This window comes from Faecalibacterium sp. An77 (assembly GCF_002161315.1).
Lineage (GTDB): Bacteria > Bacillota > Clostridia > Oscillospirales > Ruminococcaceae > Faecalibacterium.
Genome location: NZ_NFHK01000006.1, coordinates 47,357 through 60,584, shown reverse-complemented (window position 1 = coordinate 60,584; position 13,228 = coordinate 47,357). Strand labels below are relative to the sequence as shown.

The window sequence follows — 13,228 nt, the reverse complement described above, 5'->3', positions numbered from 1 at the left end:
CCTGGCGGGCAGGAACGCCGCAGGACCGGAGGAGCGCCGCCTGAAATCGTTGGATTTGCTGTGAGAGGTGGTGCTTTTTTGCTGGAAAGCGTTCGACTTTATGCCAAGCGGACCGACAAGGTCTTTTGGTTTTTCTGCCTGTTCAGCAGCGCCATGGCGGTGCTGATGCTGGCCTCCTGGGCGGCGGAACAGGGCGGCGGGTTTGCGGTGGATGAGATCACAGGCCAGATCACCGGCATCGGCGATTTTCGCCGGGCCATGGTTCAGGCCGCGTCGGCCGGGCTGGGCATTGTCATTGCCCTGATTTTGTCTACGGTGGATTACCGGAGCCTGGTGAAGGTGTGGCCCTTTCATGTGGTGTTCACCTGGGGCCTGGTGCTGCCCACCCTGTTCATCCACAATCTGAGTCTGGGTCCTCTGACCATTGGATACAATGCAGGCGACACCGACAACTATTCCTGGTATAAGCTGGCGGGTTTTACCTTCCAGCCCACCGAGCTGGCCAAGATCAGCTTCATTCTGACCTTTGCCATGCACCTGAACAACGTCCGCAGCCGGATCAATGAGCCCAAGGAGCTGGCAAAGCTTCTGGTCCATCTGGCGGCGCCGATTCTCCTGATTCACATTCAGGGCGACGACGGCACCGCCATCATCTACGGCATCATCGGCTGCTGCATGATGTTTTCCGCCGGACTGAGCTGGAAATACATTGTGGCGGCCCTGGCGGGGGCGACGGCGGCCATTTCGGCGGCCTTCATGTTCCTCAGCGACAGCATCGGCAAGAGCTATCAGTGGTACCGGATTCTGGCGGTCATCGACCCCGAAAACGAGACCAACTGGGCCCCCAGCGAGGATGTCTGGAAGAACATCGTCTACCAGCAGGACCGGGGCGAGGTGGCTCTGGGCTCCGGCGGGGTGTTCGGAAACGGATTGTTCAGCGGGGACTATTACAGCGTCCCCAACGCCCACAACGACTTTATTTTCAGCTGGGTGGGCAACGCCCTGGGCTTTGTGGGGTGTCTGGTGGTGCTGGGGGTGCTGATCGCCCTGGTGATCCGCACCTTTGCCATCGGAGCCCGCAGCGAGGATATGCTGGGCAGTTTCATCTGTGCCGGCGTGGGCGGGGCCTTCCTGGCCCAGATCGCCGTCAATGTGGGGATGAACCTGCGGGTGCTGCCGGTCATCGGCGTGACCCTGCCCTTCTACTCCGCCGGCGGCAGCTCGGTGACCATGCTGTATATCTGTGTGGGACTGGTTTTGTCGGTCCACATGCACAACAAGAAAAAACTGTTCGGCTGACGCCGGGCAGAAACGCAAAAGGCGCGCCATTCCGGCGCGCCTTTTCCTTTTGTTTACTTCTGGGCCGAGAAGGCGGCGGCTTCTTTCAGCCAGTCCATCAGCTGGTCGTCGATCTGGTCGGGGGCCGACACCACGATATGATGGGTCCACCGGCCGGGATAGGGCTCTGTGGCCACCGCCACCCGGGGAGATTCCAGTTTCCGGGCCAGGCCGACGGTTACAACAATATAACAGGGCGGCATCTCTTTCTTCTTTTTTACCTGCAGGAAGGAAACGCAGCCGAACAGATGGCGGTTATAAAAGGAAATCTGGCTTTTCTGCACCTTGATGCGGACGTCGGGGATTTCGTCCAGGATGCGGGCCTCCAGGGCCTCGTAGAGGGGCAGGGCTTCCTTTTGCAGTTCAAAAAAGTGCAGGGTATCCCAATCCATGGTCCAGCCCTCCTCTCACCCCTGACGGAGAATCTTCTCCATGGGGCGGCCCTTGGCCAGCTCGTCCACCAGTTTGTCCAGACGGCGGATCTCCTGCATGAGAGGGTCTTCGATGGTCTCCACCCGCACCCCGCAGACCACACCCTGGACCAGTTCCCGGTTGGGGTTGGGGGCGGGGGCCTGGCGGAAGAAGTCCCCGTAGGTGACTCCGGTTTCCACCGCCTGGGCGATCTGGGCCGGGGTGTAGCCGGTGAGCCAGCTGGTGACCTGGTCCACCTCGTCGGCGGTGCGGCCTTTTTTGACCGCCTTGTTCACCAGCAGGGGATAGACTTTGGCGAAGGGCATGGCGTAGACTTTTTCGTTTGTCATGGCAGGGGACTCCTTTCCGGTTGGTTCTGTTCCTATCATAGCATGGAAGGAGCCCCGGGGCAAGGCAAAAGGGGCGGGAGAGCACAAAAAAGCCCGGAACCTGTTTTGCACAGGCTCCGGGCGGGATGGTTGAAAATCAGCCGGGGTAGCGGTCCACCATCAGCAGCTCCTCCGCGCGGCGAACTTGTTCGTCGGTGGGGAGCTGGGCGTCGGCGAGGGAATAGGGGATGCCCAGCTTCTGCCACTTGAACAGGCCCAGGGTGTGGTAGGGAAGAACCTCCACCCGCTGGACGGTGGGCAGGCTGGCGATGAAGGCGCCGGTCTGGCGGAGACCTTCCTCATCGTCGGTGAGGCCGGGAACCAGCACATGGCGGATCCAGAGGGGAACCCCCAGGCCGGCAATATGCCGGGCCATGGCCAGAATGTTCTCGTTGGACTTGCCGGTCAGACGGCGGTGCTTTTCGGGGTCGATCTCCTTCAGATCCAGGATCACCAGGCTGGTGACCTCCATCAGGGCGTCAAAGGCCGCCAGATAGGCGGGGTCGTCGGGCCGGAAGGGCTCGCCGGCGGTGTCGATGGCGGTATGTACCTTTTTGGCCCGGGCCAGCCGGAACAGCTCGGTGACAAAATCCATCTGGAGCAGCGGCTCTCCGCCGCTGACGGTGATGCCGCCCTTTTTGCCCCAGTAGTTCCGGTAGCGCCAGACATGCTGGAACAGGTCGCCGGCGGTCCAGGGCTGGCCGCAGCCGCAGGCCCAAGTCTCGGGATTGTGGCAGTAGCGGCAGCGGAGGTTGCAGCCCTGGAGAAAGACCACAAACCGGACCCCCGGCCCGTCCACCGAGCCGAAGCTCTCCAGGGAGTGGACCAGCCCCTGTGTATTACATCCGGGCATGGCAGGTGCGGCTGATGACATCCAGCTGCTGCTCGCGGGTCAGGTCGATGAACTTGACCGCGTAGCCCGAGACGCGGATGGTGAAGTTGGCGTACTCTTCCTTCTCAGGATGCTCCATGGCGTCCAGCAGCTTCTCCTTGCCGAAGACGTTGACGTTCAGGTGGTGTGCACCCTGGTCGAAGTAGCCGTCCATGACCTGGACCAGGTTCTCCACACGCTCGCCCTCGCTGTGGCCCAGGGCGTCGGGGTTGATGGTCTGGGTGTTGGAAATGCCGTCCAGTGCCCAGTGGTAGGGCAGCTTGGCCACCGAGTTCAGAGAGGCCAGCAGGCCGTTCTGCTCTGCGCCATAGCTGGGGTTGGCGCCGGGGGCGAAGGGAGTGTAAGCCTTCCGCCCATCGGGCAGGGCGCCGGTGTACTTGCCGTAGACCACGTTGGAGGTGATGGTCAGGATGGAGGTGGTAGCCTCGGAATTGCGGTAGGTGTGGCGCTTCTTGATCATCTCCAGGAAGGTGCGCAGCAGCCAGACGCCGATCTCGTCGGCGCGGTCGTCGTCGTTGCCATACTTGGGGAAGTCACCCTCGGTGACAAAGTCCACCACCAGGCCCTTCTCGTCCCGGACGGTCTTGACCTTGGCGTACTTGATGGCGCTCAGAGAGTCAATGACGTGGGAGAAGCCTGCAATGCCGGTGGCAAAGGTGCGGCGGACGTCGGTGTCGATGAGGGCCATCTCGGCTTCCTCATAGTAGTACTTGTCGTGCATGTACTGAATCAGGTTCAGCACGTTGACGTACAGGCCGGCCAGCCAGTCCAGCATCCGGACAAACTTGGGCAGGACCTCGTCGTAGTTCAGGTACTCGCCGGTGACGGGGGCGTATTCGGGGCCCACCTGCTCGCCGTTCTTCTCGTCCACGCCGCCGTTGATGGCATACAGCAGGCACTTGGCCAGGTTGGCGCGGGCGCCGAAGAACTGCATTTCCTTGCCGGTCTGGGTGGCCGAGACGCAGCAGCAGATGGAATAGTCATCGCCCCAGACCGGCTTCATGACGTCGTCGTTCTCGTACTGAACCGAGCTGGTGTCGATGGACACCTTAGCGGCGTACTTCTTGAAGTTCTCGGGCAGGGCCGAGGAGTAGAGAACGGTCAGGTTGGGCTCGGGGGCGGGGCCCATGTTCTCCAGGGTGTGGAGGAAGCGGTAGCAGGTCTTGGTGACCATGCTGCGGCCGTCCATGCCGATGCCGCCCACCTCCAGGGTGGCCCAGACGGGGTCGCCCGAGAACAGCTGGTTGTAGCTGGGGATGCGGGCAAACTTGACCATGCGGAACTTCATGACCATGTGGTCAATCAGCTCCTGGGCCTGGGTCTCGGTGAGGGTGCCGTTGTCCAGATCCCGCTGGATGTAGATGTCCAGGAAGGTGGAGATGCGGCCCACGCTCATGGCAGCGCCGTTCTGGGTCTTGATGGCGGCCAGGTAGCCGAAGTAGAGCCACTGGCAGGCCTCCTTGGCGTTCTTGGCGGGCTGGGAGATGTCGTAGCCGTAGATCTCGGCCATCTTCTTCATCCCCTTGAGGGCGCTGATCTGGCGGGCCAGCTCCTCGCGCAGGCGGATGACATCGTCGGTCATGGTGCCGTCGCCGCAGTTGGCCAGGTCGTTCTGCTTGGACTCGATCAGGTAATCAATGCCGTACAGGGCCACACGGCGGTAGTCGCCCACGATGCGGCCGCGGCCGTAGGTGTCGGGCAGGCCGGTGATGATGTGGCTGTGACGGGCCTTCTTCATCTCGGGGGTGTAGGCGTCAAAGACCGCCTGGTTGTGGGTGCGGGCGTACTCGGTGAAGATCTTGTGCAGCTCGGCGCTGGGCTGGTAGCCGTAGGTGGTGCAGGCCTGCTCCGCCATCTTGATGCCGCCGTAGGGCATGAAAGCACGCTTCAGGGGCTTGTCGGTCTGCAGGCCCACGATCTGCTCCAGATCCTTCAGGCTCTCGTCAATGTAGCCGGGGCCGTAGGAGGTCAGGCTGCTGACCACTTCAGTCTCCATGTCCAGAACGCCGCCCTTGGCGCGCTCCTCTTTCTGCAGCTTCTGCAGAGCGCCCCAGAGCTGATTGGTGGCCTCGGTGGGGCCGGCCAGGAAGCTCTCATCCCCGTGATAGGGGGTGTAGTTCTTCTGGATAAAGTCCCGGACGTTGACCTCTTCCTTCCAGATGCGGCCCTCAAAGCCTTCCCACTGCATATAATCCTTCATTGGTTGCCTCCTCTAGGATTTGGGTAGATGAAAGTTAGAATAAACTAACTTATCGGAATAATAGAAAGGGCACTGACCAACGGGCAGCCCCTTCTGACGACATATGCGCCGCCCGGCACGGGTCGACCACACCATCTTGTGGTTGGTGGGTTTGTCCCTGCCTTATTTATCATAGCATGAAACGTCGAAAAATCAAGAGGAAACCACTAGGATTTGTCGCCCGGTCACAAAAGTTGGTGCTTTGCACAAAGCCGGGGGAGCGGCGCGGCAAGGATTGTGCGGAACATCCAGACAGAAATTTTGGAAAATTTGTTCTGGGGTATTGACAGATACCCACAGGTATGGTATCCTTTTGGCACAGAGGTTAGAAAACACTAACCGATGAAGCCTCAGCAGGAACAGCGCGAGGATTCCTGCTGATACGAGAACTCCTCCATTCCATTCTCTCTTTATATCTGGGGGCAGCGGACGGTTTTTTGGTTTGCACCGCAGCCGCGCCCCACACGGCAAAACAAAAAAGCGGGTCGTCCGGTCTGACCAGCCGGAGGCCCGCCTTTTTGTTTGGTTCAGCCGGATTTTTTGGGGCGGGCGCGGGTCCAGCGCCGCTGGATGAAGAAAAATCCTACACAGCTCACCACAAAGGGGAGATAATAGGTGGCGGCCCGGTAGACCACCAGGGCGGACATGGCGGCGCTTTCCCCCAGAAAGCCGGTGAAAATCAGATAGAAGGCCGTCTCAATGGAGCCCATGCCGCCCAGGTTGGGCAGGGCGTTGGACAGCAGCATCATCAGGGCCGCCAGGGTCTGGACCTGTCCGAAGGTGAGGGGCGCCAGACCCATGAACCGGATGCTGAACCAGGGGATGGTGTACATCAGGGCCAGCTTGCACACCTGCAGAGCAAAGACCTGCAGGCAGAGGAACCGGTTCTGGAGCAGACGGCGGCTCTCGGTGCACAGGCCGTCCAGCTGGGCGGTCCAGCTCTGACGCCGGGCCTGCCACTTGTCGGTCCGGGGCAGCAGACCCAGCAGGCGATAGGCCAGTTTCTGGATGGTGCGGCTGGTGCAGACCAGCACCAGCGCCAGAATGATGACGGCCACCACCAGACAGGCGGGCAGCAGATAGCGCATCAGCCCGGCCGAATCGGCGTCCAGCAGCCAGCGGCCATAGAACAACAGCAGCACCGCCGCATACAGCAGGACGGCGCCCTTGTGAAAGACATATTCCAACGTCATCAGGCCGATGCCGGGGCCCACGTCCAGGCCGTTCAGGCTGATGTCATAGCCCTGCATGGGCATGGTGCCCGCGCCGAAGGTCACCACATTGCCGAAAGCCCCCAGAAAGGACAAATCTAGCCCCCGGAGGAAAGGATAGTCGGGCACCCGGCTGGAAAGAACCCGCTGGTTGATGATTCCCTCCATGAGGGGATAGGTGAGGCCCAGCAGAAGCAAAAGGGCAGTCTGGCCGATGGTCAGGCTGTGGAGGGCGGCAGAGATCTCGGACAGATGGTCCTTGAAGATGTAAAACATCAGGCCGGTCAGGGCCACAAGGGTCAAAACCGAGAACAGGCCCCGCCGAAGAGAGAGTTTGCTGTCGGGCTGGGCGGGATGAGGAGATGACATAGAGGACAGGCTCCTTTCCAAAATGGGACATCCGGACGGGATGAATACAGGATAAGTATACCACGCATGGTCGGGAAAGTTTATAAACAGAATGGAATTTTTGTGGAAAAAGACCGCTCCGGCGCGAAGAAAGAAAAAATACAGCCCGGAGAGAAGCGTGAACTTCTTCCGGGCTGTAAAAACGTGTGTGGGTGATTTTTGTAATATTCAGACGAAATATTACAAATCGGCGGGATGACTCTGGGCCAAAAGGGTTTCCACCTGCTGCCGCAGGGTGTTGGCAAAAGCCTCCTTGGAGTAATACCGCTGGTAGAGGGCGCGGCAGGCGGGAGCCATCCGGGCCGGGAGGCCGGGGTTCTCGATCATCTTGGTCATGGCCTCGGCCAGCTCGGCGGGGCTGTCGTTGCGGTAGACGAAGCCGTCCACCCCCTCGGTGATGAGGCCGGCGGTGCCGGTATGTTCGGAGACAATGCCCGGCTTGCCGAAGATCAAACCCTCGGTCACAAAGGTGGGCATGGGGTCATCCCGGGAGCTGCACACGGTGCAGGCGCACTGATCCATCAGGGACTTGATCTCCCCGCGGGTGAGGCGGTTGACATAAAAGACGTTGGAAGGGTAGTCGGCCGCCAGCTGCTTGACGTCGGCCAGCAGCCGCTTGTCGGCCCCTTTGCCCACAAAGAGGAAGGCCGCTTTGGCCCGGGTTTCGTCGGGCAGCATCCGGATGGCCTGGACCAGCAGGTCCTGACCTTTCCGGATCTCAAAGGCGCCCACGCTGACCAGCAGGGGCAGACCGCCCGCAAAGCTGATGTCGTAGTGCTCGAAGTCGTCCTGTGCATAGTCGGGCAGGCCGTAGATCAGCTGGCCGATTTCAAAGTCGGGGCGGTGTTCGTGCATGGCGGCGGTGGCATGGCTGCCCACCGCGCAGACCCGAATGTTGGAGGACAGGGTCCGGGGAATCAGGTGGGACAGATACCCGTATCCCACAAAGGCGTCGTGCAGCCACCAGAGGATGGGCACCGGCGCGCCGTTTAGGGCGCGGATGGCCTTGACTTCCACAATGGTGTTGGCCACCACCAGGTCGGCGGAGGTGGCCAGCCCCCACAGCATGGGGGAGCTGACGCAGTCGGGGTGGGTGATGACGGTGGCGCCCGCCTCCACAAACAGGGGCAGGGAACCGCCGTCTCCGGGGCCCAGCACCACCACTTCATAGCCCATCTGGCGGAGAACCGGCACCGCGCTCACCAGAACGATGGGGGCGCCGGTCATGTCCAGCACATGGCTCAGCAGCAGGGCCCGCTTGCCCTCGGCAGAAAAGAGGTCGGAGGCGTCGGGCTCCCGGCGGTAGCGCAGCAGGGCCTGGGGAATGTGGGCCGGCTTGTCCGCCAGGCGGAAGGCCAGCCGCAGCAAAGCGGCGGGATCGTCGGGGTCCCGGGCCTGGGCCCGGCAGCGCAGCAGCAGATCCCGGGAGACCACGGCGCACTTGGCGCCGGAGGGCTGGTGGGCGGCGCGGTAGACCAGGGTGTCCCCTTCAAAGCCGAACACTGCATCACAGAAGGCCAGGTCAGCGCCGTCCTGCAGGGCGGCTGCAAAATAGGTCAGGGTGGTGCTCAGGCATTCCACATCTTCGGCCGCCAGCACCACGCCGTCCAGACCCTGGGGCAGGGCGTCCAGGCTCTGGATCAGCCGGAATTTCCGGTGGAGCTGCAGCTCCATGCTGCAGGTCAGCGCCGCACAGCGCCCCGGCGCATAGACCGCCAACCAGGTGCGCTGGGTGTCCTGGTAGGGCTGGTTTGCCAGCTGGAACTGCTGGAATTGACTGTAACTGGAAAACATAAGGTACCTCGTTGGACGTCCCTTTATTTTTTGCGGCCCAGAAAGGCACGGAGCGGGGCGGTCAGTTTCCAGCAGGCGCTGGACAGCACTGCTTCATAGCTGACCCGGAAGTGTTCTTTTTCCGCGATGGCAGCCGCCAGCTGTTCTTCCAGATGGGCGGCCCGGCGCTCCTGGCCGGCCAGCTGTTCGCCAAAATTCTCAGCCAGGGCCCGCTGCTCGTCGGCCGCGGCTGCGGCTGCAGTGGCCCGGTCCTGGACCTGCTCAATGCCCCGGCGCATGGCAAAAAAGACGGTGTCGTCGGCCCCCAGCTGAAGGGGGTAGTAGGTGTAGGACACCGAGAATTTGGTTCCGGCAGGCAGACGCTCCGGGCATTCCGCGTAAAACTGGGGGTCCACATTCAAAAACAGGGTTTTCTCCTCGTCGAGGGAGAGGGCGGTGACGGGGGCGGCATGAATCCGCTCATCCGAAATCGTCATTCCGACCACATAGCAGGGCAGCTCGCCGGGGTCCAGACGGATGGCCTTGGCCTCCCGCGGCAGCTCAAAGACCGCCGATACCGTGTGGTTGGCGGCGGAGTAGGCCGACACCGGCGCGGGAATGGTGTCTTGCTCCGAAAAGCCCAGGCCACAGTCGTAGTAAAGGGTCAGGCGGAACAGGGACATGTTGTCGTAGGACTCGTGCTTTTCCAGCTGGGCAAGCTGCTGCTCCAGCGCCAGGCACCGCTGTGCCAGCTTGGACACGCCTTGATCCGAGAGGGAGAGCTGTTCTTTCAGTTCAGCGATCTGCTCCTCCGGAGTCTGTTTGGTTGCAGGGGGCATGAATCTTCACCTCATATCCATAGTCTGTCCGGGCCGGCGGCCCGGGAATCACTTTGCTGAATAAAAAGCCGCAGAAGGAAAAGCCGGACCCCTGCCCGGCCGTCTGGAGACATGCAAAAATTCTGCGGCCAGGGGCAGGCCCTGCCGCAGAAACAGTCAGGAACGACGGATGTTCGATTTCAGGTGGATTTGGCGCTGCAAGGGCCGGCCTCAGTGGCGGGCCACATAGCGCTGGAAACGGGCCCGGCTGCGCTCCATCCGGGCCTTTTTGGTCCGGGGCGGGACGATCCGCTTGCGCAGCTCCAGCAGCACGCAGCTCAGGGCAATGAAACTGCACCGGATGGCGTACTGGGACAGCAGGCCCACAATGGGGCTGGAAGCAAACTGGGCGGCGTACAGATACCAGGGCACCGCGGTCAGCTCCACCGTGTGGAGACAGAAAATGTTCAGAGAACGGCGGCCCACCGCTTCCAGGAAGTGGGTCAGGAAGTTCTCGCTCCGTGCGCTGAGACGGACAAACAGGTTGACGATCCACAGGCCGATGATGCCGTTGATGAAGATGCCCACCGGGCCCAGGGTCCATTCACCCATGGACATGTTGTCGGTGGTGCCGGACACCAGGGCGCCCACGGCCGAGATCACCATGCACACCATGGCGGAGGGGAACAGCCAGGTCAGACGGGGCTGGTCAAACCAGCGGCGCTTCTTTGCGATGTGGCCGATGTACAGGTAGGGGACCACAGCCATGCCCTGGGACAGGCAGAAGGGCAGCTCCCATACCAGACAGGTACCCCAGCCCAGAATGGCGGTGACCGCCACGGCGCAGGGTATGTACCGCTCGGGGAAGGCGTTGAACAGGATATCCAGAATGATCCAGCCCACCGCCATGGTCAGCAGGTACCACATGGGCCCGCAGGAGAAGATGCTGAAACCGAAATAGGTGGAGGTGTGGGGCAGGCCCAGCAAAAAGCCCGCCAGCACCTTTTGGCTTTCCGAGATGGCCGCCGGCCAGGAGCCGAAACAGTAGTGGTGCAGGATCAAATGAAAGCCTGCTGTGGCCAGCGCCGTGTAGAGAAAGGGCGGCAGGATGCCCCGCAGCTGCTGCTGGACACATTTGCCCACCGACCTCTTGCGGAAGCCGAAGCCGCTGGCGATGTAGAAAGCCGACATCAGGGCTTCGCGGTAGATGAAGAGCAGAAAACTGGAAACCGACAGCCCGCTGCCCAGATTCAGCGAATACGCCTCCGCTGTGTGGACAAAGATGACGGTTGCCATGCCTATGCCTTTGAACAAGTCAAACATCCCGAGGGAGTTGACGGTGTGCGTTTTGGTTCCTTTCATCAAAGGGGTCCTCCTCGCAGAAATAAAATTCCTTCCAGCAGGCCCGGCGAAAAAAGGAAGGATTGGCAGGTTCTACACATCATACCCGGATTTTCAGACAAAGATTGTTCAAATCTAGTATAATGCTTTTTCTTCCGGCTGTCAATTTGAATCGGTTTTTTGAGGCGATTCGCAGCCGGGTGGCCGGGCGGCCTGGAATCCACTATAACATAAATTTCGTCCTGACCAAGCGAAAGGAAAGATTTACAAAAGGGAAGGGGTTCCAGCCGGGGTCAAAAGGACGGCGGCAGGCGGCTTTCTCAAGGCGCGGCCTGCCTTGGGCCCCCGGCGGAACACCCGGGCGCCGGGGCGGGGCCGCTGTCCATTTTACATAAAAAATGTTTCAAAAAATAGAGAGAACGGAGAAAACCATGGCCCGGGCCGCCATTGACACCAGGGCGGGAACGTGGTATCCTTTCGGTATACCTGTATTACAAGTCGAGACCCGCTGCGGAGAATGTCGGATTCCGGTTGCAATGGGGTGGAGGATTCTATATAATAAGTACAATCTTGCCCAAGGCCCGGGCCGGGCGGCGGGCACACAGACAGGAGGAGAGACAATGATCTCGACAGTCTATCAGCTGGTCAACCATATGGAGGACGACCAGGCCGAGAAAACGGCCATCCAGTATTACGACGAAGCGAAGGGCGGCGTGGTGAGCATCTGCTATGGGCAGTATGCCCAGGATATCCGCCGGGCAGCGGGCCTGCTGCTCCACCGCAAACCCGACATCAAGGGACAGAAAGTCTGCCTGCTGGCCCGCAACGGCTACGACTATCTGGTCAATCTTCTTTCGGTTCTGCTGGCCGGCGGGGTGCTGGTGCCCCTGAACCTCCAGAAAAACTGGGACGAGATCCAGTATGAGATCGACCTGGTGGAGCCGGTGTACATCCTGCACGACGGGGAGTTTGCCGAGCGGGAACCCGCTCTGACCGCCGCCTACGGCGACAAGCTGCTGCCCATGGACGGCTACAAGACCTCCCAGTGGAGCGAGCGGTGCAGCGAGTGCGAGGATGTGGACGCTTTGTCGGTGATTCTGTTCACCTCGGGCACCACCGGCCGCAGCAAGGGCGTCATGATCAGCCACCGGAACCTCTTTGCCCCCATGGACTTCTTCTGCCTGCCCTTTGAGGACATCCAGAAGCAGACCGGCTGGGACACCAGCAAGTTCCGCTCCTTCTCGGTCCTGCCCATGTTCCACGTGGCGGCCCTCACCAGTTCCATCTCCTGGGCCATCATGGGCAACACCGTCAACCTGTGCAACGACCTGAAACACTTCTACCGCGACCTGGCCGCCATGGACAGCGAGGTGATGGCGGTGGTGCCGGTCCTGCTGCAGAGCATCTATCGAGATGTGAAGCGGGGCCGCCGGGACCGTCTGGGCAGCCTGAAGGCTCTGACCTGCGGCGCTGCCTCCATGGACGCCGAGACCATGTCCGACCTGGTGAAGGCGGGCTTCTTTATCTGCCAGATGTACGGCCTCACCGAGACGGTGGGCGACGGCACCTGGAACAACTCCCAGGACCCCGCCGATATCCATTCGGTGGGCCTGTGCGACCCCAAGCGGGAGTACAAGCTGGAGGACGGCGAACTGTGCATCCGGGGCGACTCGGTCATGATGGGCTACTATAAGGACCCCGAGGGCACCGCCGAGGTGCTGGACGCCGACGGCTGGCTCCACACCGGCGACCTGGCCCGCATCGATGAGCGGGGCTATGTGTTCCTCACCGGCCGCAAGAAAAATCTCATCATCCTGGACAGCGGCGAAAACGTCAGCCCCGAGGAGCTGGAAGGCATGCTGGCGGGATGCGAGGCCATCCGGGAATGCGTGGTCAAGGAGAAGGGCAAAAAGATCTGTGCCCTGGTCTTCTGCCCGCCGGAGGCCCAGGAGGAAGTCCGGGAGTACATCACCCGGCTGAACCGCACCCTGCCGCTGTATATGCGGATCACGGCGGTGGAGTTCAGCGAGGGGCCCCTGCCCCGCAACGCTGTGGGAAAGCTGCAGCGCACCTGACATGCATACTGTCCAGGCCTGGATGAAATACTATCAGGGCCTGCCGTTTGGAATCAATCAAAGGAAAACATGGAAAGGAAGTTATCACTATGAACCGTACCGAAATTATGGCACAGATTGTGGGTATCCTGGAGGATGTGGCCGAGATCAGCCCCGATGAGGTCAACGAGGACAGCGTCCTGATGGACGACCTGGACCTCTCCTCGATGGAGATTCTGACCATCGTGGCCGACCTGGAGGAGACCTTCGGCATCCGCATCCCCGAGAAGGAGCTGCGCAGCTTTGTCACCATCAACGACCTGATTGACTATCTGAGCACACGGGTGGGCTGAT

At 61.1% G+C, this 13,228-nt stretch carries 11 protein-coding genes; 3 read left to right on the top strand and 8 right to left on the bottom strand.

The annotated features are described in order from the left end of the window. Positions 1 to 78 precede the first annotated feature (78 nt). The gene (locus tag B5G28_RS03925) at positions 79 to 1,299 is read left to right on the top strand and encodes an FtsW/RodA/SpoVE family cell cycle protein (protein WP_242967455.1); all 1,221 of its coding nucleotides are present in this window, start codon (positions 79 to 81) and stop codon (positions 1,297 to 1,299) included. Positions 1,300 to 1,352: 53 nt separating this feature from the next. Here B5G28_RS03925 and B5G28_RS03920 read toward each other — a convergent pair whose 3' ends face one another. The 8 genes from B5G28_RS03920 to B5G28_RS03885 form a co-directional block, all read right to left on the bottom strand. Further along, positions 1,353 to 1,730: a DUF5655 domain-containing protein gene (locus B5G28_RS03920; protein WP_087246412.1), complete on the bottom strand. Its 378-nt coding sequence runs from the start codon at positions 1,728 to 1,730 to the stop codon at positions 1,353 to 1,355. Positions 1,731 to 1,745: 15 nt separating this feature from the next. Then, a complete protein-coding gene (locus B5G28_RS03915; RefSeq protein WP_087246411.1) occupies positions 1,746 to 2,099 on the bottom strand; it encodes a DUF2200 domain-containing protein in 354 nt (117 codons plus the stop codon). Positions 2,100 to 2,235: 136 nt separating this feature from the next. Beyond that, positions 2,236 to 2,991, bottom strand: a complete 756-nt coding sequence (pflA, locus tag B5G28_RS03910; RefSeq protein ID WP_087246410.1) for a pyruvate formate-lyase-activating protein — start codon at positions 2,989 to 2,991, stop codon at positions 2,236 to 2,238. Beyond that, the gene (gene pflB / locus B5G28_RS03905) at positions 2,978 to 5,230 is read right to left on the bottom strand and encodes a formate C-acetyltransferase (protein ID WP_087246409.1); all 2,253 of its coding nucleotides are present in this window, start codon (positions 5,228 to 5,230) and stop codon (positions 2,978 to 2,980) included. Before pflB ends, pflA begins: the two co-directional genes overlap by 14 nt. 566 nt (positions 5,231 to 5,796) lie before the next feature. After that, a complete protein-coding gene (locus tag B5G28_RS03900; RefSeq protein WP_087246408.1) occupies positions 5,797 to 6,849 on the bottom strand; it encodes a lysylphosphatidylglycerol synthase domain-containing protein in 1,053 nt (350 codons plus the stop codon). Positions 6,850 to 7,068: 219 nt separating this feature from the next. Beyond that, a complete protein-coding gene (locus B5G28_RS03895; protein ID WP_087246407.1) occupies positions 7,069 to 8,682 on the bottom strand; it encodes a glycosyltransferase family 4 protein in 1,614 nt (537 codons plus the stop codon). Positions 8,683 to 8,705: 23 nt separating this feature from the next. After that, positions 8,706 to 9,500: a hypothetical protein gene (locus B5G28_RS03890; protein ID WP_087246406.1), complete on the bottom strand. Its 795-nt coding sequence runs from the start codon at positions 9,498 to 9,500 to the stop codon at positions 8,706 to 8,708. 210 nt (positions 9,501 to 9,710) lie between these two features. Then, positions 9,711 to 10,841, bottom strand: coding sequence for an acyltransferase family protein (locus tag B5G28_RS03885; protein WP_204228808.1), 1,131 nt, complete (start codon positions 10,839 to 10,841; stop codon positions 9,711 to 9,713). A gap of 599 nt (positions 10,842 to 11,440) precedes the next feature. On the opposite strand from B5G28_RS03885, the gene B5G28_RS03880 reads away from it, so the two are divergent. Together B5G28_RS03880 and B5G28_RS03875 are read left to right on the top strand one after the other, a co-directional pair. Continuing rightward, positions 11,441 to 12,895 carry a class I adenylate-forming enzyme family protein gene (locus tag B5G28_RS03880; protein ID WP_242967454.1) on the top strand — a complete coding sequence of 485 codons (1,455 nt, stop codon included), beginning with the start codon at positions 11,441 to 11,443 and terminating at the stop codon, positions 12,893 to 12,895. Between the two features lie 89 nt (positions 12,896 to 12,984). Further along, positions 12,985 to 13,227: an acyl carrier protein gene (locus B5G28_RS03875; protein ID WP_087246405.1), complete on the top strand. Its 243-nt coding sequence runs from the start codon at positions 12,985 to 12,987 to the stop codon at positions 13,225 to 13,227. Position 13,228: the final 1 nt, after the last annotated feature.